This is a genomic window from Bradyrhizobium zhengyangense (assembly GCF_022012555.1).
GTDB classification, from domain to species: Bacteria; Pseudomonadota; Alphaproteobacteria; order Rhizobiales; family Xanthobacteraceae; genus Bradyrhizobium; species Bradyrhizobium zhengyangense.
Genome location: NZ_JAKLTZ010000002.1, coordinates 487010 through 511298 on the forward strand (window position 1 = coordinate 487010; position 24289 = coordinate 511298).

The 24289-nt window shown below is 64.2% G+C and carries 22 protein-coding genes; 11 read left to right on the forward strand and 11 right to left on the reverse strand.

The window, feature by feature from the left end:
• Window positions 1-203: 203 nt before the first annotated feature.
• Window positions 204-1706, reverse strand: a complete 1503-nt coding sequence (locus L6639_RS07535; protein ID WP_237860357.1) for a flavin-containing monooxygenase — start codon at window positions 1704-1706, stop codon at window positions 204-206.
• Window positions 1707-1828: 122 nt separating this feature from the next.
• Window positions 1829-2587 carry a S1 family peptidase gene (locus L6639_RS07540; protein WP_237860359.1) on the reverse strand — a complete coding sequence of 253 codons (759 nt, stop codon included), beginning with the start codon at window positions 2585-2587 and terminating at the stop codon, window positions 1829-1831.
• 85 nt (window positions 2588-2672) lie between these two features.
• Between L6639_RS07540 and L6639_RS07545 the strand changes: the two genes are divergently transcribed.
• The gene (locus tag L6639_RS07545) at window positions 2673-3308 is read left to right on the forward strand and encodes an HAD-IA family hydrolase (RefSeq protein WP_237860361.1); all 636 of its coding nucleotides are present in this window, start codon (window positions 2673-2675) and stop codon (window positions 3306-3308) included.
• A 120-nt stretch (window positions 3309-3428) separates the two neighbouring features.
• On the opposite strand, the gene mtnA is transcribed toward L6639_RS07545, so the two are convergent.
• The 3 genes from mtnA to L6639_RS07560 form a co-directional block, all read right to left on the reverse strand.
• Window positions 3429-4538, reverse strand: coding sequence for an S-methyl-5-thioribose-1-phosphate isomerase (gene mtnA / locus L6639_RS07550; protein ID WP_237860363.1), 1110 nt, complete (start codon window positions 4536-4538; stop codon window positions 3429-3431).
• A 30-nt stretch (window positions 4539-4568) separates the two neighbouring features.
• Complete coding sequence (locus L6639_RS07555; protein ID WP_237860366.1) at window positions 4569-5444, reverse strand: S-methyl-5'-thioadenosine phosphorylase; 876 nt, start codon at window positions 5442-5444, stop codon at window positions 4569-4571.
• A 161-nt stretch (window positions 5445-5605) separates the two neighbouring features.
• Window positions 5606-5878 carry a phosphopantetheine-binding protein gene (locus L6639_RS07560; protein WP_237860369.1) on the reverse strand — a complete coding sequence of 91 codons (273 nt, stop codon included), beginning with the start codon at window positions 5876-5878 and terminating at the stop codon, window positions 5606-5608.
• Between the two features lie 359 nt (window positions 5879-6237).
• On the opposite strand from L6639_RS07560, the gene L6639_RS07565 reads away from it, so the two are divergent.
• From L6639_RS07565 to L6639_RS07580, 4 genes are all read left to right on the forward strand, one after another.
• Entirely contained in the window at window positions 6238-7455 is a 1218-nt protein-coding gene (locus tag L6639_RS07565; RefSeq protein ID WP_237860371.1) for an acyl-CoA dehydrogenase family protein, read from the forward strand.
• Window positions 7456-7494: 39 nt separating this feature from the next.
• Complete coding sequence (locus tag L6639_RS07570; RefSeq protein ID WP_237860373.1) at window positions 7495-8475, forward strand: amino acid--[acyl-carrier-protein] ligase; 981 nt, start codon at window positions 7495-7497, stop codon at window positions 8473-8475.
• Window positions 8476-8511: 36 nt separating this feature from the next.
• Window positions 8512-9387, forward strand: a complete 876-nt coding sequence (locus L6639_RS07575; protein ID WP_237860375.1) for an acyl-CoA acyltransferase — start codon at window positions 8512-8514, stop codon at window positions 9385-9387.
• A 178-nt stretch (window positions 9388-9565) separates the two neighbouring features.
• On the forward strand, window positions 9566-12433 hold the full coding sequence (locus tag L6639_RS07580; RefSeq protein WP_237860377.1) for a PAS-domain containing protein: 2868 nt from the start codon (window positions 9566-9568) through the stop codon (window positions 12431-12433).
• Between the two features lie 127 nt (window positions 12434-12560).
• Here L6639_RS07580 and L6639_RS07585 read toward each other — a convergent pair whose 3' ends face one another.
• Window positions 12561-14255 carry a bifunctional diguanylate cyclase/phosphodiesterase gene (locus L6639_RS07585; RefSeq protein ID WP_237860378.1) on the reverse strand — a complete coding sequence of 565 codons (1695 nt, stop codon included), beginning with the start codon at window positions 14253-14255 and terminating at the stop codon, window positions 12561-12563.
• A gap of 219 nt (window positions 14256-14474) precedes the next feature.
• Here L6639_RS07585 and L6639_RS07590 point away from each other — a divergent pair, with 219 nt between their 5' ends.
• A complete protein-coding gene (locus L6639_RS07590; RefSeq protein ID WP_237861301.1) occupies window positions 14475-14735 on the forward strand; it encodes a hypothetical protein in 261 nt (86 codons plus the stop codon).
• Between the two features lie 6 nt (window positions 14736-14741).
• Here L6639_RS07590 and L6639_RS07595 read toward each other — a convergent pair whose 3' ends face one another.
• The 3 genes from L6639_RS07595 to mtgA form a co-directional block, all read right to left on the reverse strand.
• Window positions 14742-15380, reverse strand: a complete 639-nt coding sequence (locus L6639_RS07595; protein WP_237861302.1) for a hypothetical protein — start codon at window positions 15378-15380, stop codon at window positions 14742-14744.
• A gap of 153 nt (window positions 15381-15533) precedes the next feature.
• The gene (rpmF, locus tag L6639_RS07600; RefSeq protein ID WP_007598106.1) at window positions 15534-15716 is read right to left on the reverse strand and encodes a 50S ribosomal protein L32; all 183 of its coding nucleotides are present in this window, start codon (window positions 15714-15716) and stop codon (window positions 15534-15536) included.
• 170 nt (window positions 15717-15886) lie between these two features.
• The gene (mtgA, locus tag L6639_RS07605; protein WP_237860380.1) at window positions 15887-16561 is read right to left on the reverse strand and encodes a monofunctional biosynthetic peptidoglycan transglycosylase; all 675 of its coding nucleotides are present in this window, start codon (window positions 16559-16561) and stop codon (window positions 15887-15889) included.
• Between the two features lie 161 nt (window positions 16562-16722).
• Between mtgA and L6639_RS07610 the strand changes: the two genes are divergently transcribed.
• Both L6639_RS07610 and L6639_RS07615 read left to right on the forward strand, forming a co-directional pair.
• A complete protein-coding gene (locus L6639_RS07610) occupies window positions 16723-17646 on the forward strand; it encodes a polyprenyl synthetase family protein (RefSeq protein WP_237860382.1) in 924 nt (307 codons plus the stop codon).
• Window positions 17647-17724: 78 nt separating this feature from the next.
• Window positions 17725-18408, forward strand: coding sequence for a DUF1345 domain-containing protein (locus L6639_RS07615; RefSeq protein WP_237860384.1), 684 nt, complete (start codon window positions 17725-17727; stop codon window positions 18406-18408).
• Between the two features lie 267 nt (window positions 18409-18675).
• Here L6639_RS07615 and L6639_RS07620 read toward each other — a convergent pair whose 3' ends face one another.
• Together L6639_RS07620 and L6639_RS07625 are read right to left on the reverse strand one after the other, a co-directional pair.
• Complete coding sequence (locus L6639_RS07620) at window positions 18676-20472, reverse strand: caspase family protein (RefSeq protein WP_237860385.1); 1797 nt, start codon at window positions 20470-20472, stop codon at window positions 18676-18678.
• 198 nt (window positions 20473-20670) lie between these two features.
• Window positions 20671-21099 carry a GFA family protein gene (locus tag L6639_RS07625; RefSeq protein WP_237861303.1) on the reverse strand — a complete coding sequence of 143 codons (429 nt, stop codon included), beginning with the start codon at window positions 21097-21099 and terminating at the stop codon, window positions 20671-20673.
• A gap of 95 nt (window positions 21100-21194) precedes the next feature.
• On the opposite strand from L6639_RS07625, the gene L6639_RS07630 reads away from it, so the two are divergent.
• The 3 genes from L6639_RS07630 to L6639_RS07640 all read left to right on the forward strand — a co-directional run bounded on the left by L6639_RS07630 (window position 21195) and on the right by L6639_RS07640 (window position 24278).
• Window positions 21195-21569: a nuclear transport factor 2 family protein gene (locus L6639_RS07630; RefSeq protein WP_237860387.1), complete on the forward strand. Its 375-nt coding sequence runs from the start codon at window positions 21195-21197 to the stop codon at window positions 21567-21569.
• A gap of 195 nt (window positions 21570-21764) precedes the next feature.
• Window positions 21765-22622: a class A beta-lactamase gene (bla, locus tag L6639_RS07635; RefSeq protein ID WP_237860388.1), complete on the forward strand. Its 858-nt coding sequence runs from the start codon at window positions 21765-21767 to the stop codon at window positions 22620-22622.
• 45 nt (window positions 22623-22667) lie between these two features.
• Complete coding sequence (locus tag L6639_RS07640) at window positions 22668-24278, forward strand: Na+/H+ antiporter (RefSeq protein ID WP_237860390.1); 1611 nt, start codon at window positions 22668-22670, stop codon at window positions 24276-24278.
• Window positions 24279-24289 lie beyond the last annotated feature (11 nt).

The window sequence follows — 24289 nt, forward strand, 5'->3', positions numbered from 1 at the left end:
GAGATTGAGTTGGAACGCTATCGCCTGACAACATGTGTCATCCCGGCGAAGGCCGGGACCCGCACCGCGTGATTCTCGGTTTGAGCGGTAGCCGTACCGGACCACGAATCTTCGCCAAACTACTCCCTGGGATTATGGGTCCCGGCTTTCGCCGGGACGACAGTGGAGTGTGGAGCGAGCGCTATCGCTCCACACGTCTCTCGTCACCCATACACAAACGCCTTGTCATCCAGATCCGTCTTCGGGATCTCGTCCTTCTCGGTCCAGTAATCCTGGCTATGCTGCCATTCCGGCTTGTCGCCGCGCTTGGGCAGCAGGTTCATGTTGCGCATGATGTAGCCGGGATTGAAATTCTCAGGATCAATCCAAGGCAGGATCGGCATGTTGTGATCTTCGGGCCGCAGCTTGACCTCGACCTTCTTCGCCCCCTTCGCCTTCATGTGACCGAGCAGGCGGCAAACGAAATCGGCGACGAGATCGACGCGCAAGGTCCAGCTCGCGCGGAAATAGCCGAACACCCAGACCATGTTAGGCACGCCTGTGAACATCATGCCGCGATAGGTGACGGTATCGCCGAAGGCGAGCGGCTTGCCGTCGATCTCGAAGGCGATGTCGCCGAGCGCGGAGAGATTGAAGCCCGTCGCAGTGACGATGACGTCAGCCTCGAGCAGCTTCCCGGACTTGAGCTGGATGCCGTTCTCAACGAAGCACTCGATCTCGTCGGTCACTACCGAGGCCTTGCCGCTGGCGATGCCCTTGAACAAATCGGCATCGGGCACGAAGGCAATGCGCTGCCGCCACGGGCGGTAGCTCGGTGTGAAATGCGTCTCGACGTCGTAGTCCGGACCGAGCACCGCGCTGATCTGGCCGATCAGCTCCTTCTTCACCTGCTCGGGCTTCGCCAGGCAGAGCTTTGTGAACGCATCCTGCTCGAACAGGATCTTGCGGCGGACGATCTCGTGGATCCAGGCTTCATCGATCTGGAGCCGACGCAGCTCCTCGGCGATCTCGATCGCGTTGCGCCCCAGGCGGAAATAGGTCGGCGAGCGCTGCAGCATGGTGACATGCGCGCATTCGTCCGCGATGTTCGGCACCAGCGTCGCAGCCGTCGCGCCAGAACCGATCACGACGACCTTCTTATCTTTAAGGTCGATATCGTCAGGCCAGGTCTGCGGATGGACGATGCGGCCCTTGAAGCGGTCCATACCCTTCCATTCCGGCGTGTAGCCTTCCGAATGGCGATAATAGCCCTGGCACATCCAGAGGAAGTTGGCGGTGAAGAACTTCGTCTCGCCGGTGTCGGTCGTCGCCGCCTCGATGGTCCAGAGATTCTGCTCGCTCGACCAGCTCGCCGAGATGATCTTGTGCCCGTAGCGGATGTGGCGGGCGATATCGTTGTCGTCGATCACCTCGTTCATATAGGCGAGGATTTCATCGGCGGTCGCGATCGGCGGCCCGACCCAGGGCTTGAAGCTGTAGCCGAAGGTGTGGAGATCGCTGTCCGAGCGAATGCCGGGATAACGATGCGTAGACCAGGTGCCGCCGAACGTCGCCTGCGTTTCCAGGATGACGTAGCTCGTGCCAGGCAACTGCTTTTCGATGTGATAGGCGCTGCCGATGCCGGAGATGCCGGCGCCGACGATCAGCACGTCGAAATGTTCTGAGGCCTGCTTGGTCGTGGCGTGATTGCGAACAGCGACATTCATTGTTGCTTCTATGCCTTGTCTTTTTCTGGCCGCCCTTGATCGGCGACGCGTTTCCTCAGCGATGGGCATCGTCGCCCATCGCGCTTCCCTTGCAAAATGACATAGATCAAGTCGCGATCAAACTACAACGCCGCGCCCCAGCTCCGCGCTGTCTGCAGGATCCAGTCGCGATAGAGCGTCAGCGGCGTGACGCCGGTCAATCCGCCGCAGCCCGCGGCATTATTCGGCCCTGTCGACCAGCTGATGACGCCGACGAGCACGGCACCGTTCGGCTTGTCCTCGAACATGGGACCACCGGAATCGCCGGTGCAGGCGCCGATTCCGTCGCGAACACCGTTGGTTACGGGATCGACCAGACGGATCTGGAACGTGCCGGGCTGGCCGGTAACAACAAGGCCGGCGACGCGAATCGTGCCGCCGCTCTTGCCATCGCCGCGCACGGTGACGCCGATACCGGCGATGGTGAAGCGGCTGCCGACCTGTATTGGAATATTCGGCATGCCGACCGGCACCGTCGATTTTCCCTTGAGTGGAATTTCCAGCTGTAGCAATGCCACGTCGGCGGTGGCGCGATGCGCCAACATCGCCTGCATGTTGAAGCTCGGATGGATTGCAACGGTCCGCACGTTCAGCAGTTGCGGCTGACCGTCCGCGCCACGTTCGACGATCTTGTAATCCGCGCCGGGCTGCACGCAGTGCGCGACCGTCAGCACAAGCTGAGGGGCGATCAAGGTGCCGGTACAAAAATTACCGCGCGAGCCGACGATGGTGACGACCGCGCGCGCAACGCCGTCCGTCTGCGGTGTGCCGCCGCCGACGATCGCATGAGCTGGCGTCGTAAGCAGCAGCGTGGCTATGGCGAGAGTGGCAAGCTTCTTCATGGAACAGGCTCTGACATCGGCAGGACTGGTCCTTGCCGATAGCGCATGCTAGCCGTCTTGGAAAGCAATTGACGAGGGCAGGATAGTGGCGATCGAGGCGGTGATCTTTGATTTTGGCGGCGTGCTGACGAGCTCGCCATTCGAGGCGTTTTCGCGGTTCGAGACGGAGCGTGGACTGCCCGCCGACATTATCCGGCGCACCAACGCCGCCAACCATTTGGAAAATGCCTGGGCCAAGTTCGAGCGCGCCGAGGTCGACATCGAGACATTCGATCAATTGTTTGCCGCAGAATCACGGGCGCTCGGCGCCGAAGTGCGCGGCCGCGACGTGCTGCCGCTGCTCCAGGGCGATCTGCGCCCCGAGATGGTCAAGGCGCTAAAGTCCATCAAGGCCAAGTTCAAGACCGGCTGCATCACCAACAACCTTCCGGCCAATGCCATCGGCAGCATGACCGGGCGTTCGCTCTACGTCGCGGAGGTGATGGTGCTGTTCGATCATGTCATCGAATCCGCCAAGATCGGACTGCGCAAGCCTGATCCGCGCATCTACCAGCTGATGGTCGAGACGCTGAAGGTCGACCCAAAGAGATGCGTCTATCTCGACGATCTCGGCGTCAACCTGAAGCCCGCGCGCGAGATGGGCATGACCACGATCAAGGTGGCTAGTGGCGCGCAGGCGATCGCGGAGCTCGAGGCCGCGACGGGGATGAAGCTCGGGTAGTCTATCAACCTCGTCATTGCGAGCGCAGCGAAGCAATCCAGACTATCTCCGCGGAAAGATTCTGGATTGCTTCGCTGCGCTCGCAATGACGGGTGCGGCGAGACATCGCCTGAATAGTGCCTACTCTGCGGCGACGGCGATGCGTTCCGGAAATGCCGCCGCCAGCGAGGCGCGATCGGGCCTCAACACGCCACGCTCGGTGATCAGGCCCGTCACGAGCCGCGCCGGGGTCACGTCGAAGGCGTAGTTCGCGACAGGCGATCCTTCTGGCACGATGCGCACGGTCTCCAGCCGACCGTCGGCGGTACGGCCGGTCATGTCGGTGACCTCCGTGCCACTGCGCTGCTCGATCGGAATGTCCCTGATGCCGTCGTCGACCGCAAAATCGATCGTCGGTGACGGCAGCGCGACATAGAACGGAACGTTGTTGTCTTGCGCCGCGAGCGCCTTCAGATAGGTGCCGATCTTGTTGCAGACGTCGCCATTGGCAGCGACGCGGTCGGTGCCGACGATAGCGAGATCGACCATGCCGTGCTGCATCAGATGGCCGCCGGTGTTGTCGGGAATTACGGTGTGCGGAACGCCGTGATGGCCGAGCTCCCACGCCGTCAGCGAGGCGCCCTGGTTGCGCGGGCGGGTCTCGTCGACCCAGACATGGATCTTGATGCCGCGCTCATGCGCGAGATAGATCGGCGCGGTCGCCGTGCCCCAGTCGACGGTGGCAAGCCAACCGGCATTGCAATGGGTCAGCACGTTGACGGTCTCGCCCGGCTTCTTCTTGGCCACGATCGCTTCGATCAGCTTCAGGCCGTTGCCGGCGATGCCACGATTGATCTCGACGTCCTGTTCGACGATCTCATCGGCGCGCGCATAGGCCGCTTCCGCACGTTCGAGCGGATCGATCGGCGCGAGCGTCGCGCGCATCTCGTCCAGCGCCCATTTCAGGTTGATCGCTGTCGGTCGTGCCACGACTAGCGTCTCATAGGCCCGTTTCAAGCCCGCGTCGGAGGCGTCCTCGCGCATCGCCAACGCCATGCCGTAAGCGGCGGTAGCGCCGATCAGCGGCGCGCCGCGCACCAACATGTCGCTGATCGCGACCGCCGCGTCCTCGCACGATACTAAGCGCGCAACGACGAACTCATGCGGCAACCGCCGCTGATCGATTGCACCGACCGACCAGCCGTCGCGCTCACGCCAGATACTGCGGAAATGCTTGCCGTCGACCTTCATGGCGTTCTGCCCTTTCGTTATTCTTGCGTCTTAACCGCGCAGGATGCGCCCGGCCACCGCATCGAGCTTCTTCAAAAGCTCGGGATCGCGTGCCTCGGGCGCGGTGATCAGCGCGGTGTCGAGCGCGCGGTCCGATCCGATTGGACACGGCTCATGCTCGCGCGGAAACTCCTTGGCCAGCCGCGCCACCAGCGCCTTGGCCTTGTCGGCGTTGGACGTCAGCACGCGGATGATGTCCTGCACGGTGACGGCGTCGTGATCGGGATGCCAGCAATCGAAATCCGTCACCATCGCCACGGTCGCGTAACAAATCTCGGCCTCGCGAGCGAGCTTTGCTTCAGGCATGTTGGTCATGCCGATCACGGAATAGCCCAGCGTCTTGTAAGTCATGCTCTCCGCATAAGTGGAGAATTGCGGCCCCTCCATGCAGACATAAGTGCCGCCGCGCGCGACCGCGATGCCCTCGGCCTCGGCCGCCGCGGCGAGATGAATCCGCAGCCGCGGCGATACCGGATGCGCCATCGAGACATGCGCAACGCAACCCTTGCCGAAGAACGAGCTCTCGCGCTTGTGGGTACGGTCGACAAACTGGTCGACCAGAACGAAGGTGCCGGGCGGCATCTCCTCCTTGAAGGAACCGCACGCCGAGAGTGAGATCAGATCGGTGACACCGGCGCGCTTCAACACGTCGATGTTGGCGCGGTAGTTAATGTCGGAAGGCGAGAGACGGTGACCCTTGTCGTGCCGCGGAAGAAATACGATCGGCAGGCCGGCGATGGTCCCGCGCCGCACCGGAGCCGACTGCTCTCCCCAGGGACTCCTGATCACCTCTTCGTGCGCGCCCTCGAGACCCGGCAGATCGTAGATGCCGGAGCCGCCGATGATGCCCAATACCGCCTGCGTCATGCCTGCTCACCCCTGTCCGCCACGTGCGACATGGTTAAGCTATGCCAGTTTTGCGGCGGATTTGGAACGGGGGGTAGTGGGGAGGCGGATGCCGGTGTCGTGAGGCGCTTGCCCCTCACTCGGTGTCGTCGTGGCAAACGCCAGACGACCCCGGGGTATGATCAAGCCGCGTTTGCGGGCTGCAACTGCGCCGCGACCATGCGTTCCAGTGTCTCGACGGACTGGAAGTTCTCCGGCGTGATCTCGGTCTGCGGAATGGTGAAATCGAACTCCGCTTCGACGCCCAGCATCAGATTGACCATATCCATCGAGGTCAGGCCGGCATCGACGAGCTTCGTCGACGGCGTGACGTCAGCGCTGAGCGAGTTCTGCTCGAGAATGCCCTTCACCAGCTTGATAATGCGGTTACGCACGTCGGTGTCGAAGGCCTGCATGGTTAAAATTCCCGTCTGTCCAAAATCGATCGAGCCGTCGCCCGGTACGATGGGCGCGACGGGCCGATCTCACAATGGGCGTGACCATTACTTCGCGTTTCTTAGTAAACGATGACTCAGATTGTCTGGAATTCGCCCTTCTTCCAGAACCCTAACGTGATCATCGAAAATCAGACGTTGCAAACAACCGGACCTTAACTGTTCGTCCCGAATTGCAGTTCGTTTACCCTCTATTTCATCGACGAATTTGAATTAAATCCGTAGCCTCGTCTCACAAGCAAAGATGGTCGGGGGATCTCCTTCAACGGCATCGCGAATGATGCCGGCGATCCCGAACGACGAAGCGGAGGCGGACGAGTATGAACGTGCGTGAAGCAGTCCAGACTTTCGATGAAGCGCAGCCGAGCCCTCTCGAGCACGGCCCCTCCTTGATCGAGCGCGCGGCGCGCACCGCCAGCGTGGCCGCGGCTGAGGCCGACGGCGTCGATCGCGACGCCAGCTTCCCCCACAAGGCTTTCGAAGCCGCGCGTGAGCAAAGGCTGCTCGGCGTCATGATCCCGGTCGAGTTCGGCGGCTTCGGCGCCTCGATCCACGACGTCACCGACATCTGCTACACGCTCGGGCGCGCCTGCGCCTCGACTGCGATGATCTACGCCATGCATCAGACCAAGGTCGCCTGCATCATCAGGCACGGCCACGGTATCCCCTGGATGGAAACCATGATGCGCCGGGTCGCCCGCGACCAGTGGCTGCTCGCCTCTTCCACCACCGAAGGCCAGAACGGCGGCAACATTCGCGCCAGCGCGGCCGCGGTCGACCACGCCGGCGACACCGTCTCGCTGGTACGCGACGCCACCGTGATCTCCTACGGCGCTCAGGCCGACGGCCTCGTCACCATCGCCCGCCGTGCCACCGAGGCCGCCGCCTCCGACCAGGTGCTGCTGGCGTTAGCCAAGGACGATTATTCGCTGAAGCAGACGCAGGGCTGGGAAACGCTGGGCATGCGCGGCACCTGCTCGACCGGTTTCGAGCTCAAGGTCGACTGCCCCGCCGATCGCGTCTTCCCGGAAGCTTATGACAAGATTCACGCACAGACCATGACGCCGTTTGCGCATTTGTGCTGGTCGTCAACCTGGGCCGGCATTGCAGCCGCCTCGGTCACGCGTGCGCAGGCCTTCGTCCGCAAGGCCGCTCGCAACTCCGGTGGCCAAATGCCGCCGGCCGCAGCGCACTTCACCGCTGCAAAGATGTCTCTGGCCAAGCTGCGGGCCTTGATCGCTGCCAACCTCGACGCTTTTGCTCGCGCCGAGCATGACGAGCGCGCGCTCAGCTCACTCGACTTCCAGTCTTCGATCACGTTGTTGAAGGTGCAGGCCTCCGAGCTCGCGGTCGAGACCGTGATGCATGCGATGCGCACTGCGGGCCTCGCCGGCTACCGCAACGACGGCGAGTTCACCATGGGCCGCCATCTGCGCGACGTGCTGTCGTCGCCGATCATGATCAACAACGACCGTATCCTGGCCAACGCCGCCACCGCTACCTTGATGAGCGGCATTCCGACAAGCCTTCGCGACTAAATCAACAAGAACAATTTTCAGATAGCAGGACACCATCCCATGAACATTGCCGTCCTCCCCGATTCGCCCGAGACCGCGCCTCAGATCGTCGATCCGCTCGATCATCTCGCCGACAAGCTGTTCCACCGCATGGGCTCGGACGGCGTCTATGCGCGCACTGCGCTCTATGAGGGCATCGTCGAGAAGCTCGCCGCGCTGATCACCAGCCATCGCGAAGCCGGCACCGAGGTGATGCGCTTTCCGCCGGTGATGAGCCGCGCCCAGCTGGAAAAGTCCGGCTACCTCAAGAGCTTTCCGAACCTGCTCGGTTGCGTCTGCGGCCTGCACGGCACCGAACGCGAGATCAACGCTGCGGTGAGCCGCTTCGATACCGGCGGCGATTGGACTTCGTCGCTCTCGCCCGCGGACCTCGTGCTGTCGCCCGCCGCTTGCTATCCCGTCTACCCGATCGCGGCGAGCCGCGGCCAGCTGCCGAAGGGTGGCCTGCGCTTCGACGTCGCAGCCGATTGCTTCCGCCGCGAGCCGTCAAAGCATCTCGATCGGCTGCAATCGTTCCGGATGCGCGAATATGTCTGCATCGGCACGCCCGATGATGTCGCCGATTTTCGCGAGCGCTGGATGGTGCGCGCGCAGAAGATCGCGACCGATCTCGGCCTCTCCTTCCGTGTCGACTATGCCAGCGATCCCTTCTTCGGCCGCGTCGGCCAGATGAAGGCTGTGAGCCAGAAGCAGCAGCAGCTCAAGTTCGAGCTCCTGATCCCGCTGCGGTCGGAAGAGCAGCCGACTGCCTGCATGAGCTTCAACTATCACCGCGAACATTTCGGCACGACCTGGGGGATCCAGGACGCCAATGGCGAGCCCGCCCACACCGGCTGCGTCGCCTTCGGCATGGATCGCCTGGCCGTCGCCATGTTTCACACCCACGGCACCGATCTTTCCGCCTGGCCCGCCAAGGTGCGGGAGATGCTGGGCCTGCAGCCGGAAATCGCGGCGAATGCTCACGGCGAAGGCTGGCGATAAGGCAAGAGGCTGATCATTTCTACGGGCAAGACGAGCGTGATCCATACCAAGGTCCGATGTCGCGAAATCACCGAGTCCGATGTCGAAGGCATCGCGGACTTGCTGACGCGCGGCTTCGTCGGCCGCTCGCGCAATTACTGGATCCAGGGCCTGCGCCGGCAGGCCTTCCGGCCGGTGCCGGACGGCTATCCGCGCTTCGGCTACATGCTCGACAATGACGGCGAACCGGTCGGCGTGCTGCTGCTGATCTACACCGCGCGCAAGGATGGCGATGAGACCGCCATCCATTGCAACCTGTCGAGCTGGTATGTCGAGCCGGCCTATCGCAATTACGCGCCGCTGCTGACGAAGATCGCGCAGCGGCACAAGCACGTCACCTATCTCAACATCAGCCCGGCGCCGTGGACCTGGCCGATCGTCGAGACGCAGGGCTTTCGCGCCTATTGCCGCGGCATCTTCATCTCGGTGCCCGCACTGTCGCGCGCGCCGCGCTGGAGCAAGATCGAGGTCATCTCCCAGCATACCAAGGCGATCGAGGGGCTCTCCGAAACCGAGACCGAGCTGTTGACACGGCATGCGCGCTACAATTGCCTCAGCTTGGTCTGCCGCACGCCGAAGGGCGTGTTCCCATTCATCCTGCAACCGGTGCGCATCCGCCGCGGTTTCATCGCACCGCCGGTGATGCAGCTGATCTATTGCCGCAGCGCCGCCGAATACGCAGCCTGCGCCGGCCGCATCGGCCGGCTGCTGCTGCGGCTCGGCAAGGTCTCGGTGATCGTCGATTCCAACGAGCCCATCCCCGGCCTCGTCGGTATTTATACCGAGCGCCGTGGCCGCAAATATTTCAAGGGCCCGCATCGCCCGCGGCTGGCCGATCTCACCGACACGGAACTCGTGCTGTACGGGCCGTAGGCGCACTACGCGCTTGCGACACCACGATTTGTCGTGCGGTCTGAGATCCTCACTCTCTGCATCAGTAGTCACCCTCCGTAAACTACGGCGCTTAAGGGAATTTTCCCGCCTCTTCGTTACGGTCAGAGGCTGAATTACGTTGCGTTAAGTCTATTGCCACCGAGATCCCGCTGATCCCATGATTTCGACCCGCGACAACGAGCTCGGTGCACGCCGCGAGCAAGGCCAACAGGGCCTGCTGTCGCTGAGCCAGCTTGCGCTCGACGGCATGGAACAGGGCGTCTGCGTCTACGATGCCGACAACCGGATCTTGCTGGTCAATCGCCGGTATATCGAGCTGTTCGACATGTCGCCCGACATCGTCCGGCTCGGAACGAGTTACCGCGATGTCCTCGCCCACAGCGTGGCGCGCGGCAATATCCCGGCGGATGAGCTCGACGCGCTCTATGCTTCGCGGATCGCCTTGATCGCGGCTGGCGAGCCGTTCCAGACCCGGCAGACGCTGGCAAGCGGCCTTGTCATCACGCTCGAACTGAAGCCGCTCCCCGGCGGCGGCTGGATGACGATCTGCGACGATGTCAGCCGCCTCGCCCGCCTCGAAGCCGAGTTGCGCCTTCAGACCGAGCGCAGCGAGCACGCGCTCGCGAACATGTCTCACGGCCTCATCATGTTTGACGCCGATAGCCGCCTCGTCGTCTGCAACGAACGTTTCCTGCAACTCTACGACCTCGACCCCAACGTCCTGAAACCAGGTATCACGCACACCGAGGCGATCGACCTTTGGCTCGCGCGCGGAAACCGAACGGGCATGTCGGGAGACGAATTCCGCGATGCACGGATCAACGATGTCCTGACCCGCAACCCAAAGACCGTCTTGGTCACGCGCCACGACGGCCGGAAGATACAGGCCGTGTCGCGGTTCATGCCCGACGGCGGTTGGGTGACGCTGCATGAGGATGTTAACGAGCGGCTGCAATATGAGGAGATGCTGAAACAGCAAAACCTCATGCTCGATGCCGCGCTCGAGAACATGGCGCATGGGCTCGCATTCTACGACAGCGACATGCGCCTGCGCGTCTGCAACTCCACCTATCAGAAGATCTACCGGTTGTCGCCGGAGGAGAGCAAGCCGGGCACGCATCTCTCCGAGCTGATCGAACGGTCGATCGCGAACGGCGCCTTCGCATCCGAATACAGCCCGCAGCAGATCCTGGAGGCCGCGCGCGCCCGGATCGAAAACAACGATTCCTCGCCGATGCGCCGGCGCATGACCAACGACACGATCATCTCGGTGCGCTATTGCGCGTTGCCCGAGGGCGGCTTCGTCGCCACCTATGAGGACATCACCGAGCGCGAACACGCGGTCGAGGAACTCAGCGAGCAATATCGTCGCTTCGACGCCGCGCTGAACAACATGAGCCAGGGCCTGTGCATGCTCGATGCGAGCCTGCACGTGATCGTCTGCAACCGCCGCTATATCGAGATGTACGGCCTGTCGCCCGACATCGTGAAGCCGGGCATCTCGATGCGCGAGATCATGGAGCACAGCTGCGATCTCGGCATCCATCCGAACACGACCGCCGCCAAGCTCTACGCCGACTATGTCGAGCGGCTGCGCGAGGGCGAGCACACGCTGCACCGCCATCTGAGCGACGGCCGCATCATCAAGCTCAACCACAAGCGGATGGAGCACGGTGGCTGGGTCGTCACCTATGAGGACGTCACCGAGCGCCACAAGGCCCAGGCGCGCGTCGCGCACATGGCACGGCACGACTCCCTGACGGATCTGCCGAACCGCACGCTGTTCCGCGAGAAGATGGGCGAAGGGCTGAACCAGGTCGCGATCGCCGGCGGGTCCATGGCGGTGCTGTGCTTCGACCTCGACAATTTCAAGACCGTCAACGACCGGCTTGGCCACGCCGCCGGCGACCGGCTGCTGCGCTGGGTCGCGGCGCGGCTGAAGGAGAATGTCGGCGAGCACGACACCGTCGCCCGCCTCGGCGGCGACGAGTTCGCCGTACTCCAGCGCGGGCCGCAGCCGCAATCGGCGGAGCGGCTGGCACGGCGTCTGGTCGAGATCATCGGCCACCCGCCGCCACTGGAAAGCCAGTCGATCCATGTCGGCGCCTCCGTCGGCATCGCGATTGCGCCCGATCACGGCCTCGATGCCGACGAGCTGATGAAATGCGCCGATCTCGCGCTGTACCAGGCCAAGGCCAAGGGACGCGGCGCCTTTCAGCTGTTCGAACCCCGGATGGAGGAAGAGGCGCGCAGCCGGCACGCGCTCGAGCACGATCTGCGCGGCGCGCTGGAGGGCAACCAATTCCACCTGGTGTTCCAGCCGCAGGTGCGGCTCGACACCACCGAGCTCACCGGCTTCGAGGCGCTGCTGCGCTGGAAACATCCCTCGCGCGGCTTCATCTCGCCGGCTGAGTTCATTCCGATCGCCGAGGAGAACGGCCTGATCGTTCCGATCGGCGAATGGGTGCTGCGCACCGCCTGCGCCACAGCCGCCTCATGGCCTGACGTCACGGTCGCGGTGAACCTCTCCCCCGTGCAATTCCACTCGCGCGGATTGGTGTCGATGGTGACGAGCGCGCTTGCGGAAGCCGGCCTGCCGCCGCAGCGACTGGAGCTCGAGGTCACCGAGACGGCGCTGCTCGACGACAGCGAAGCCACGATCGAGATGCTGCACCAGCTCCGCGCGCTCGGCGTACGCGTCAGCCTGGATGATTTCGGTGTCGGCTATTCCTCGCTCAGCTATTTGCGCAAGTTTCCGTTCGACCGCATCAAGATCGACCGCTCCTTCGTCGGCACGCTCGGCGAAAGCCCGGAGAGCGTCGCCATCGTCCGCACCATCGCGAGCCTCGGCTCCGTGCTCGGTGTCGAGACCACGGCGGAAGGCGTCGAGACGATCGAACAGCTCGACTTCGTCCGCGAATGCGGCTGCACCGCGGTGCAGGGCTATTATTTCGGCAAGCCGTGCCCGGCGGCCGAGGTGGCGCTGACCATCGAGACGCTGAACGCGGTTCGCCGCGTGGCGTGAGCCCCCTCCCTCGCGAACCTTCGCGAAAACAACCCCATGCACAGTAGAACGGGTGTTGATTTCACAGGAGAAAATCTCTGAGATCGTGGGCACGGCGCAAGGGCGCCTTTGCCGACCCTGCGAGACCTCAGCTGGCCGCGGGCAGCGCGCTGTCCGGCGGCGCGCTCCAGGGACGGTCGGCTGAGGCGAGGCCGATCAGGCGGCCCTGGATGTAATCGCAACCCCAGTCGCGCAACATGGCGGCGGCCTCCTCGTCCTGCACCCATTCGGCCACGGTCTTGATGTCGAGGCGGCGGGCAAGGTCGATCAGGGTCTGCACGAAGGCGCGGTCGTCGGCGGAATGGATGATGTTCTGCACGAAGGCGCCATCGATCTTCACGATATCCACGCCGAGCTTGCGTAAGTTGCGGAACGAGGTGTAGCCGGCGCCGAAATCGTCGATGGCGATGCGGCTGCCGAAATTCTTGAGCCGGCTGACGAAGGCGCGGACGTCGTCGATATCCTGGATCGCAACCGTCTCGGTGATCTCCACGATCAGCCGCTCGGCAACGCCGGGATGCGCGCGCATCAGCGATTCGATTCCGGCCCACCAGTCGGGATCCATCGTGGTATCGGGCGAGATGTTCAGGCTGAGCCTGACATCGGGCGCGGCCGCAAGCTCGGCGACCACGAGCTCGAGCACGCGGTGGTCGACCAGGCGGATCAGGCCGAGCCGCTCGGCGACCGGCACGATGTCGGGTGCGAGCAGCACCTGGCCGTCGCCCTGGTCCATCCGCACCAGGCATTCGTGGAATGCGCCCTCGCGCGTGGCGGCCGACACGACCGGCTCGTAAGCGAGCTTGATGCGGCGCTCGTTCAGCGCGGTGACGATCTCATCGGTGACGCGGATGTTGACGCGGCGCTGCGCATCGCGGGTCGCATCCGGGCGCCAGGCCGCGAACGCACCGGCGCGGCGACGCTTGGCGGCGTCGAGCGTCTCATGGGCGCGATTGATCGCCTCGTCGGTGTTGCGGGCATAGCGCGGCAGGCTGACGGCGCCGATCGAGACGGTGACCGAGACCGGGCCGGACTTGGTCGGCACCACCTCGTCGCGGACGCCGACGAGGAAGCGCTCGGCGGCGACGTTCATGTCGTCGACGGTGCAGTTCTTCAGGATCAGGCCGAACTTGTTGCCCGAGAAGCGGCCGAGCACGTCGCCGCCGCGCAGGCGCGTGCGGATCCGCCGGGCGACATCGAGAATCACGGCATCGGCCACATCGAAGCCGAAGGCGTCGTTGACGCGGGCAAGATGATCGATACCGACCAGCATGAAGGCTGCGGTCGAGCGGAAACGGCTCGTCTCCTCGATTGCTTCGGCCAGCGCCGCGATCAGATGCGAACGGTTGAGCTCGCCCGTCAGTGGATCGAGCCGGGCAAGCCTCGCCAATTCCTCGTCGCGGGCATGCCGCTCGTTGTTGATACGGACGGAGCCGATCGCGCGCGTCGGGCGACCGTCGGCGCCGGCGAACCAGCGGCCGGTCTCCTCGATCCAGACCACCGGATCGGAAGCGCTCATGCGCACGCCATATTCGACCCGGTAGGGCGTGCCGTCGGCGCCGTGCACGGCGGACGTTTGCGCCAGCGCGGCGGTCCGCAAGCCTTGCGCAGGCTCGATCAGCTTGGCGAACTCGGCGCCGGTCGCAAGCCGCTCGGCGGGAATGCCGGGGAAGATGGCGCCGACCTGCTCACCCCAGACGATCGCGTCGCTGGCGAGATCCCAGACGAACACGGCCTGGCCGAGGGCGGCGAGGATTTCGGAGGCTTGCGGCAATGCGGGGGTCAAAAGCGCCTCGTTTCGGGACAGCGGGGAGTCCTGAGCCGGCACAGGATACGGCCAGATTCGTCTCCGACCCTAGGCAAAGTTCATAAACAATTTGGAAACCACGTTTCCGACGCCAACGGAACGGAATAGGCTCGGCCGGCATAGCCCTTGCGAGACCATCATATGCACCGGCGCCTGCGTCCCAAAACGGGCCAGTTCAACCGGATCAGCGGTGTTGCGATGGTGAATTGGGATCAGATCGAAGAAACAACGCGGGAAGCGAGTACCGCGCTGGTCCCACTCACGCCGGTTTTACAGCTTGTCCGCAAGGTGAAGCTGACGCGCCCCGATCCGAGTTTTGTCACCCAGCTGATCGCCAATGCCGAGCACCTGCCCCAAGCAAGCCGGCTGCGCCGCGGTTCGTCCGAGGACGCCCGCACGGCCTATGGCAGCAAGCTCCTGCTTCCCAGCGTCAGCTCACGAACGCGTCAGGTGGCGTAGCGCCGCTCAGCGCGGTTCTTCGGGCGAGGACGGCGTGCCGTTGCCCGGCTGCAAATGCGGTGAGGGTATTTCCGGCGATGGCGCGATCACAGGCTTCGGCGCGGGATGATCCATCAAGACGGATTCGGCCACCGATTGCGCCGAGGGTGCGGGTGGCTCAGGCCGCGGTGCCGGCGCGGGATCGAGCTTCGGCTCGAACGTTGATGCTGGCGGCGGCGCCTCGGCCTGACGCTTGGCCTTGCGCGGCACTGTCACCGTCTCCGTGGCAACATAGGCAATGCGGCGGCGTGTGCGTTGCGCTATACCGCCGAGGAAATCGGCCATCGAAAGCAGCACCAGAAGAAAAAAGGTCGAGTTGCCGAATTTCGGCCACATCACGAATTCGGCCGCGGCGGCGCCGAAGATGATCAGCGACAGCAGATGATCCATGAGGAATTTCGCGCCGGGCCGCGCGCCCTTGACCACTTCGAGTAGCAGCAGCAGCACGCCGAGCGCCAGCAGCAGATCGGACAGCGTGACCGGCCAGGCCACGCCCGTGATCATCGGCACTTTGAACAGCACGTCCGAGAAGGACACGCTGGGCATCAGGAAGGCGATGATGTTGTAGACCGCAAGCGGAATCAGAAGCAGCGGGAAACCGACCATCGGCAATGCGCCTTCTCGATCAAGATGTCCGGGCAGGACAACGCGGCGGCGAAGCATCCGCTCCGCCGCCGTCACTGTCATATCTCATGGTTCGGCCGAAATCAGGCGGGTCACGTCATCCTGATTGAGGATAACCCTGCCTGAGAAGAGTCCTTAGGACTCTTTCTTCTTCAGGACCTGACGGCCCTTGTACATGCCGGTCTTGAGGTCGAGATGGTGCGGACGACGGAGCTCACCGGAGTCCTTGTCTTCCACATAGGTCGGCTTCTTGATGGCGTCTGCCGAGCGGCGCATGCCACGGCGCGACGGCGAAGTTTTACGTCTCGGAACGGCCATTTCAATATCCTCTAGGGATTGGTGTTCATCCGGGCATCGTCCGCGAGGGGACGGCTCAGCACCCGCAATACGAGGCGAGCTGAATGCCGATCAAGGCCGGGCTTATAGAGGAAGGCTGGCCGTAAAGCTAGGGTTCAGGAGCGGAAAATACGCCCGAAAAGGGCCCGAAATCAGCGATTTTCCCGCCAGCAGGTCAAAAGCGAAGACGCCTGCGCCCTGGCCACATAGGTCCCGGCCAGCCGCCTGACGCCCGGCCCCGGGGCCCTGGCGCTGCGTTTGACCGGATTCGGCAGGATCGAGGCCAGAAGGGCCGCCTCCCGGGGGGAGAGGTTTGCGGCCGACTTGCCGAAAGCATAGGCGCTGCCGGTCTCCGCCCCGAACTGGCCCTGGGGCCCGAGCTCGGCGATGTTCAGGTAAATTTCCAGGATCCGGTGCTTGGGCAGGACGAAATCGATCCAGAGCGCCAGCGGAAACTCCAGCGCCTTGCGGACGAAATCCCGCCCCTGCCAGAGGAACAGGTTTTTCGCCACCTGCTGGGTGATCGTGGAGGCGCCGCGGAAGGCGGTGCCGTCCTCCTGCGCATCGTTGATCGCCTCGCGCAGCGCGCCCCAATCGATGCCGTGATGCTTGCAGAAATGGGCATCCTCGGCCGCCACCACCGAGCGCGGCAGGTAAGGCGACATCTCGGCCAGATCGATCCATTCGCGATGCATCGGCGCGCCCGTCAGCGAGCGCCAGGCCATCAGCGTCGAAACCGGGTGACCGGTGCGGTAGAACGGCGCGACCACATAGGGCGCGAGAGCCACGATCGCGAGCGCTACCAGCAGGATTTTGACGATGCGCAATTCGGCCTTTCCGGCGGGAAATGAAACGCGGTCACGGATCCCGGCATTAAGTCTGTGATAATTCGGGCCTTTTCCAGCACTTTTTAGGCCTTCCAAACGATTGACTGGAACGGGCGCATAAAGGATTGTCCGCCGAATTTTTAGTTCTGGAGCCTTTCTTGATGACCGGCACGTCCCCGTCCGATTTCGCCAAGCGTCTGGACAAGACCGCTGATGACACCGAAGCCTTGCTCGGGCGTTTGCTGTCGGACGACATCCTGCACGATGAGATCGCCCGCCCCAAGCGGCTGATGGACGCCATGCGCTATTCGAGCCTCAACGGCGGCAAGCGCCTGCGGCCGTTCCTGGTGGTCGAAAGTGCGGCCGTGTTCGGCGTTCCCCGCGAGGCCGCGTTGCTCGTGGGCGCAGCGCTGGAATGCATCCATTGCTATTCGCTGATCCATGACGATCTGCCGGCGATGGACAATTCGGACCTGCGCCGCGGCCGGCCCACCCTGCACAAGCAGACCGATGACGCGACCGCGATCCTCGCCGGCGACGGCTTGCTGACGATCGCCTTCGACATCATCACCCGCGACGAGGTGCATCGCGACGCCAATGTGCGACTGCTGCTGACGCGCGCGCTGGCGCGTTGCGCGGGCATCGGCGGCATGGTCGGCGGCCAGATTCTCGACCTCGCCGGCGAAGGCCGCTTTGGCGGCAACGAGCCGATCGACGTCGCCCGTATTCAGCAGATGAAGACCGGCGCGCTGCTCCGCTATGGCTGCATCGCCGGCGCGCTGCTCGGCCAGGCTTCGGTGCAGGAATATCAGGCGCTCGACGATTACGGCCGCGCACTCGGTGAAGCCTTCCAGATCGCCGACGATCTGCTCGACGTCGAAGGCGATGCGGCCGCGCTCGGCAAGCCGGCCGGCGCCGATGCCGCGCTCGGCAAGACCACCTTCGTGACCCAGCTCGGCATCGACGGCGCCAAGCAGCGCGTGCGCGATCTGCTGGCCCGCGCCGACAGCGCCATCTCGATCTTCGGCGACCGCGCCACCGTGCTGCAAGCCGCCGCGCACTTCGTCGCCGAGCGGAAGAACTGACGATCTTCGCCTCTCCCCGCAAGCGGGGCGAGGGAGCAGACCGCCGCTGCGGCGGTAGCGAGAGAGCCATCACCGATCATGGCCACTGACAAAGAAGATCCCGTCCTCGCCCGCTTCCGGCAGATGTCGCGGCCGATGCGGCTGATCTACGCGCGACCGCGGACCTTCATCTCGCTTGCCGTCGGCGTCCTCGTCTGCCTGCTCATTCCCGGTTCGTACCGGCTGGTGACGCGGCTGCTGTTCGGCTGGGATGCGCTGATCGCGGTCTATCTCGTGCTGGTCTACACGATGATGCTGTGCAACGACCACCAGCACATCCGCCGCGGCGCCGCGATGCAGGACGACGGCCGCTTCGTCATCCTGCTGGTGACGGCGATCGGCGCGTTCGCGAGCATCGCTGCGATCGTCGCCGAGCTCGGCGTCCATCGCGGCGCCACAGAGCTGACCATCGCAATCACCACGATTGTGCTGTCCTGGGCGGCCGTACACACCACCTTCGCGCTGCACTACGCGCATGACTATTATCGCGCTCCGGTGGGCGGATTGCAGTTTCCGAGCGGCGACAAGGAAGACCACGCCGACTATTGGGACTTCGTCTATTTCTCGTTCGTGATCGGCATGACTGCGCAGGTCTCCGACGTCGGCATCACCGACAAGACCATCCGGCGCACCGCCACGGCGCATGGCATCGTGTCTTTCATCTACAACACGGCCCTGCTGGCGCTGACGGTGAACATCGCAGCGAGCGCGATCGCGAACTAAAGCGCGATGAAATTAGGTTTGGTCGGCGGTCCCGTGTTTCACCTCTCCCCAACGGGGAGAGGTCGGATTGCACAGGCGCGCAATTGCGCGCCTGTGCAATCCGGGTGAGGGGCCGCGGCGCACAGTGAGACTGTAACCCCTCACCCGGATCGCATCTTACGATGCGATCCGACCTCTCCCTGCGGGAGAGCTGACTCGAGTTCTTGGCGCGCATCGATTCATCCCAATCGCATCGCGCTTTAGCCGTCACGAACGTCTTGCGGCAGATCAGTTACAGACCTCGGCATTGGCATCATTGTGAGGGCCGCCGCCGCCGCGATAGACGAGATGGCAGCCGGGCCTGACCGGACGGCAGAGCAGATCGTTGCAAAAGATCTGACCGCCACCGCCCGTAGCGCGACCGGCGCCAGCCGCAGCGACGCCGCCGGCACCGCCGGACTGACGACGCTGCCGTGCGGGACGATCATCGCTGTCGTCGCGCTTTGCGGTTGCAGGCTTGTCAGTTGCAGGTTTGCCCGGCTTGGCGGCGCGCTGCTTCTCGCATTGATTGTCGTCATTCAGCACATAGCCATCGTCGCAGACGATCTTGGTGCATTTCTCGCCATCGGCCTTGAAGCCGTGATCGCAGACCAGCGGGCAGACGCGCGACTGCTTTGACTTGACCGTATCGAGCGCATCGGTGCTCGCCACCTTCACGTCGAGCTTGGTGCCGGCATAGCGGTTGAACTGCGACAGCGACCGCTGCGAGGACGGATTCCAGACGCCGTCAGCCTGTCCGGAGAAACAGCCGACGCGGCCGAGTTCGGTCTGCACCGAGCGGCTGAGATCGGCAGGCGTCAGCGAAGCGACATTGGTCCCGGCAGGGCCTGCGGTGCTCGCCGGCGCAGCGCCCGGCGTCGCGGCGGCGAGATTGACGCGCTGCTGCTCGGCGGCCGCGGCCTGCTGCTGCGCCTGCTCCTTCGCCTTCTGCGCAACGAGCTGGGCCTGCTCGGCCGCCTTCGCGTCAGCCGCCGCCTTGGCTTGCGCGTCCGTCTGCGCGCCAATCGCGGCGAGACGGTCACGCTCGGCCTCGGCCTGCTTCGCCTTCTCGATTGCGGCAGCATGAACCTGCTCGGCCTGGATCTTGTCGATCTGAAGCTTGGCAAGGTTCGCGTAGAAGCCGTCCGGGTGCTGGGCCAGGAAGGCCTCCCATGCCGGCTTGTTACCGACCTGGAGCGCAAGCTCATAGTCGCGGCGCATGTCGGCCTGCGGATTGATCGCGGGCGCGGATGCGGCTGCCGGCGCGGCCTTGACCGGCACCAGCGGCACGTCCTCGCCGCCGAGCGAGCCGTAGACGAACGGCTCCTGCTTGTTGCCGGTCGCCTTGAGCACATCGTCGCGCACGAAGCCGAAGGCGCGGCGGACGTCGAGGCCCGGCGTCGTCAGATGCTTCGACAAGGCGATGGTGAAGGGGCTGTTGGCACCGTCGCCATCCTGTGCGGTGAAGCCGGCCTTGGCCGAATAGGCGATCAGCGTGTTGGTGCTGGCCGGCTCGACCTGGGCCAGACCTCGGCCGATGCCGCGCGAGGCCAGGGTGCGCTTCATGGTCTTGCCAAACGGATTGTCGCGGCAGGCATCGAGGATCACCAAACGAAGCTGCTTCGCCGGCTCGACCGCGACCAGCACGCGATCGAGCGAGAGCGCCTCGTCATAGACGTCGGTGTCGCGCTCAAGCTTGGCATCGACAGGAATCAGATAGTTGGAGCCGTCGACCTCGATGCCATGGCCGGCATAGTAGACCACGGCGATGTCGGCATTACGGGTCGCATCGGCGAAGTCGCGCAGCACGCGCCGCGTATCGAGCGCAGTCAGGTCGTGGCGGGAATCGACGACATCGAAGCCGGCATCCTTCAGCGTCTTGGCCATCACCGCACCGTCGTTGACGGGATTGGCGAGCGAGGGCGCGTTCTGATAGGCCGAGTTGGCCAGCACCAGCGCGACACGCTTTCCGGCAAAGGCAGGATCGGCGCCGAACAGCAGCACGGCGGCAAGGAGCAATGGGCAAAGCCTGAACAAATTGCGCATGACACCACTTCCAAAAAATTCGGGGTAGCTCACACCCCCGAGACAGACTTAGCAAGATCCGCCGCCTGCGCTTGTGATGGAGGTCACCAAGCCGGCGCGAGCAACCGGCCGAGGCGCCCCTTTCGTTAGTCGCGCCAGTGCGTTGGCGGTTCGCCGCCATATCCGCATAAGCCGGTATCCACTTCGCTCGAAAACGCTTTAGCCATCCCCGACGTGCCCCCGATACTGCGGCAGATTGTCCGTGATCTCGTGCCACGGCGCCTTGGAGCCCACGAAAATATGGGCACTCGGACGGATCGAGGGGGTATCGACCAGGGTTCCCATGGCGACATGGGCCCATTTTCCTTCGCGGACGCGAGAATAAAGCAACGAGCCGCAGCGGGCGCAGTGCGCGTCATGGGTGGTGTCGTCGCCGTAGATGATCCTGATGTCCTCGCCCCTGACCAGGCGGAGCTGGCCGTATTCGATGCCGGCGAACGGCTTGAAGGCGGAACCGGTGGTGCGGCGGCAGTTCGAGCAGTGACAAATCAGCGCGTAGGAGAACGCATCCGCCACCTCGTAGCGCACCGCGCGGCAATAGCATTCGCCAGCAAGGATCCGAGCGTTCCGATATTGCGATCCCGTCACGATGGCGCCCTCGTGCAAATGGCAGAAGACAGCCATAGCGCAATTTGACGTGTACGACTAAATTCGTGCCCAACCATCATTCAAGGGGATGACCCATGAGCCCAAATCGGTCGAGCGTCGAAACGGTCGTGCAATCCTATTTCGACGCGCTTTACGAGGGGGATGCCGACAAGCTCGGCGATGTCTTCCACCCCTCAGCCGATCTGCGCTGGGTGGAAAAGGGCGAGCTGAAGATCCTGACCGTGCCTGATTGGCTCGCCTGGGTGCGCAAGCGCCCCTCCGCCAAGGCGGAAGGCAAGCCGCGCGAGGACTTCATCATCACCATCGACCGCTCGGACGACAAGACCGCCTTCATCAAGGTCAAATGCCAGCTGCCGCCACGGTTCTTCACGGACTATCTGGTGGCGATGAAGCTCGCCGACGGCTGGCAGATCGTATCGAAATCGTACAGGTATGATCTGAAGGAGTGAGGCGTTCGCCGGCCGTCGGATAGAAGCCGCCGTCATTACGAGCCCAACTCTCGCCACACGTCATTGCGAGCGTAGCGAAGCAATCCAGAATCCCTCCGCGGAGACGCTCTGGATTGCTTCGCTACGCTCGCAATGACGGCGCGGATAGCACATACGCTAAGTCGCTCCTCTCCCCACCTGCCCCGAAAGTCTCACATGCTTCTCGATCGCCGTTCCCTGCTCGCCTCGCTGTGCTGGATGGCCGCTGCGCCCGCCTTTGCCGCCGACGCGCCGCCCGAACTCGAATCCTATGAGCGCGAGAGCGGCGGAAAGATCGGGGTCTATGCGGAGAACCTCGCGACCGGCGCCAAGCTCGCCTGGCGGGCAGACGAGCGCTTCGTGATGTGCTCGACATTCAAGGCCTCGCTCGCCGCCTGCGTGCTGGCGCGGGTCGATCGCGGCGAGGAGAAGCTCGCCACCGTGATCCCTTACGGCAAGGCCGATCTCCTGGACTACGCACCGGTCGCAAAACAGAACCTCTCGGCCGGCGCGATGTCGGTCGCCGACATGTGCAAGGCGGCCGTCGAGCTCAGCGACAACACCTGCGCCAATCTGCTGCTCGCGCGCATCGGCGGACCAGCCGCGCTCACGGCTTTCTGGCGCTCGATCGGCGACACCACCTCGCGGCTCGACCACAACGAGCCCGAGCTCAACCGCTCGCCGCCCGGCGATGTCAGGGACACCACGACGCCGGCGGCGATGGCGGGCAATCTCAAACGGCTGGTCACGGGCGAGGCACTGTCGCCCGCTTCACGCGCCCAGCTCACCGAGTGGCTGGTCGGTTGCAAGACCGGCGCGAACCGCCTGCGCGGCGGCCTGCCGGCAGCCTGGAAGATCGGCGACAAGACCGGCAACAATGGCAAGGACGCATCGGGCGATATCGCCGTCGCCTGGCCGAAAGGCGATGCGCCGATCCTGATCGCGGCCTACACCCAGGGCGGCACACCAAATGCGGCCCAGCTCGAGGCGGTGTTCGCCAGCATCGGGCGCAGAGTGGCCGAACGACTAGCGTAGACCACCCTGCATTGACCTGCTGGCCGCTTCCGGCCAAGACAGGTCATGATCGCAGCGAAATTCCAGACCTTTCTCATCCTGCTCGCGGTGCTGGCCGGCACCGCGCTGGTGGCACGGCGCTTCAACCTGGCGCCTGCCATCCTGTTGATGCTGTCGGGCGTCGGGCTTGCTTTCGTGCCGGGCATGCCGCCGGTGGAACTGCCGCCGGAACTGGTGCTGCTGATGGTGCTGCCGCCGCTGATCTACTCGGCGAGCGTGGCGATGAGCTGGCGCGAGTTCAGGACCAATCTGCGCCCCATTGTGCTGCTCGCGGTCGGGGCGGTGATCTTCACTGCGGCGCTTGTTGCAGCCGCCACCCATTACGTGATCGGCCTGCCCTGGAGCATCGGCTTCCTGCTGGGCGCCATCGTTGCGCCGCCCGACGTGGTGGCGCCGCTCGCGATCGCCCGGCGCCTCAACATGCCGCGCCGGCTGCTTGTCATCCTCGAGGGCGAGGGGCTCGCCAACGACGCCACCGCGCTGATCCTGTACCGCTTCGCGCTCGCCGCGATCATGGTCGGGCAATTCTCGCTGCCGATGGCGGCGGGCGAATTTGTCCTGATTGTTGCCGGCGAGATTGCCTTCGGCATCGGCGTCGGCTGGCTTTCGCTACGGTTCCGCAAATGGTCGTGCGAGCCGCGGGTCGAGCTGACGCTGTCGCTGATCACGCCTTACGTCTCCTATTGGCTGCCGGAGCATGTCGGCGGCTCCGGCGTGATCGCCACCGTGGCCTGCGGCCTTTATGTCAGCTGGAACGGACCGTTGCTGATTTCGGCGTCGACGCGCCTGCAGGGCATCTTCTTCTGGGACCTCATCATCTACCTGATCGAGGGCCTGCTGTTCCTGCTCACCGGCTTTCAGATGCGCGCGCTCTATGAAAAGTCGAAGGCGTTCCCGCTCGACGACATCATGATCGCGACCGCGGTGGTCATGGCCATCATCGTTCTGGCGCGCTTTGCCTGGCTCTACCCCGCGACCTATCTGCCGCGGATGCTGAGCAAGTCGCTGCGCGCGCGCGACCCGTCGCCGCCCTGGCAATGGCCGTTCGCGCTCGCCTTCACCGGCGTGCGCGGCGCGGTGTCGCTGGCCGCCGCGCTGGCGCTGCCATTCACGCTGCCCGGCGGCGAGGCCTTCCCCTATCGCGACCTGATCCTGTTCGTCGCCTTCGGCGTCATCTTCATCACGCTGATCGGCGTCGGCCTGACGCTGCCGCCGGTGGTGCGCTGGCTCGGCATCGCCGAAGCCGGCCGCGTCGAGCATGTCGCCGAGCACGAGGCCGAGATCTCGGCGCGGCGCCAGGCGCTCGACGCCGCGCTGAAATCGCTGGATGCATTGACCGAGGAGAAAGAGGTGTCGGACGAGGTGATGCGGCTGTTGCGCGCCCGCCACGAGATCCGCGTCAACCAGCTGCCTGACTCGCTCGATCCCGCCCATCACGACGTCTCCGCCGCCGGCACAGCGCTCACGCGCGACCTGATCGAAGCCGAGCGCAAATTCATCCATGATCTCTTGCGCGACGGGCAGATCACCGACGAGACGCGGCGCAGGATCGAGCGCGATCTGGATCTGGAAGAGGCAAGCTTGGCGAACCGGGAATATCGGGGCGCGCCACTGTAGATTCCCGCGCG

Bases quoted from the DNA above. Each gene is read 5' to 3' on its own strand.
- L6639_RS07535 (WP_237860357.1), bottom strand. From the start codon at position 1,706: ATGAATGTCGCTGTTCGCAATCACGCCACGACCAAGCAGGCCTCAGAA.
- L6639_RS07540 (WP_237860359.1), bottom strand. From the start codon at position 2,587: ATGAAGAAGCTTGCCACTCTCGCCATAGCCACGCTGCTGCTTACGACG.
- mtnA (WP_237860363.1), bottom strand. From the start codon at position 4,538: ATGAAGGTCGACGGCAAGCATTTCCGCAGTATCTGGCGTGAGCGCGAC.
- L6639_RS07555 (WP_237860366.1), bottom strand. From the start codon at position 5,444: ATGACGCAGGCGGTATTGGGCATCATCGGCGGCTCCGGCATCTACGAT.
- L6639_RS07560 (WP_237860369.1), bottom strand. From the start codon at position 5,878: ATGCAGGCCTTCGACACCGACGTGCGTAACCGCATTATCAAGCTGGTG.
- L6639_RS07565 (WP_237860371.1), top strand. From the start codon at position 6,238: ATGAACGTGCGTGAAGCAGTCCAGACTTTCGATGAAGCGCAGCCGAGC.
- L6639_RS07570 (WP_237860373.1), top strand. From the start codon at position 7,495: ATGAACATTGCCGTCCTCCCCGATTCGCCCGAGACCGCGCCTCAGATC.
- L6639_RS07580 (WP_237860377.1), top strand. From the start codon at position 9,566: ATGATTTCGACCCGCGACAACGAGCTCGGTGCACGCCGCGAGCAAGGC.
- L6639_RS07590 (WP_237861301.1), top strand. From the start codon at position 14,475: ATGGTGAATTGGGATCAGATCGAAGAAACAACGCGGGAAGCGAGTACC.
- L6639_RS07595 (WP_237861302.1), bottom strand. From the start codon at position 15,380: ATGGTCGGTTTCCCGCTGCTTCTGATTCCGCTTGCGGTCTACAACATC.
- rpmF (WP_007598106.1), bottom strand. From the start codon at position 15,716: ATGGCCGTTCCGAGACGTAAAACTTCGCCGTCGCGCCGTGGCATGCGC.
- L6639_RS07610 (WP_237860382.1), top strand. From the start codon at position 16,723: ATGACCGGCACGTCCCCGTCCGATTTCGCCAAGCGTCTGGACAAGACC.
- L6639_RS07615 (WP_237860384.1), top strand. From the start codon at position 17,725: ATGGCCACTGACAAAGAAGATCCCGTCCTCGCCCGCTTCCGGCAGATG.
- L6639_RS07620 (WP_237860385.1), bottom strand. From the start codon at position 20,472: ATGCGCAATTTGTTCAGGCTTTGCCCATTGCTCCTTGCCGCCGTGCTG.
- L6639_RS07630 (WP_237860387.1), top strand. From the start codon at position 21,195: ATGAGCCCAAATCGGTCGAGCGTCGAAACGGTCGTGCAATCCTATTTC.
- bla (WP_237860388.1), top strand. From the start codon at position 21,765: ATGCTTCTCGATCGCCGTTCCCTGCTCGCCTCGCTGTGCTGGATGGCC.
- L6639_RS07640 (WP_237860390.1), top strand. From the start codon at position 22,668: ATGATCGCAGCGAAATTCCAGACCTTTCTCATCCTGCTCGCGGTGCTG.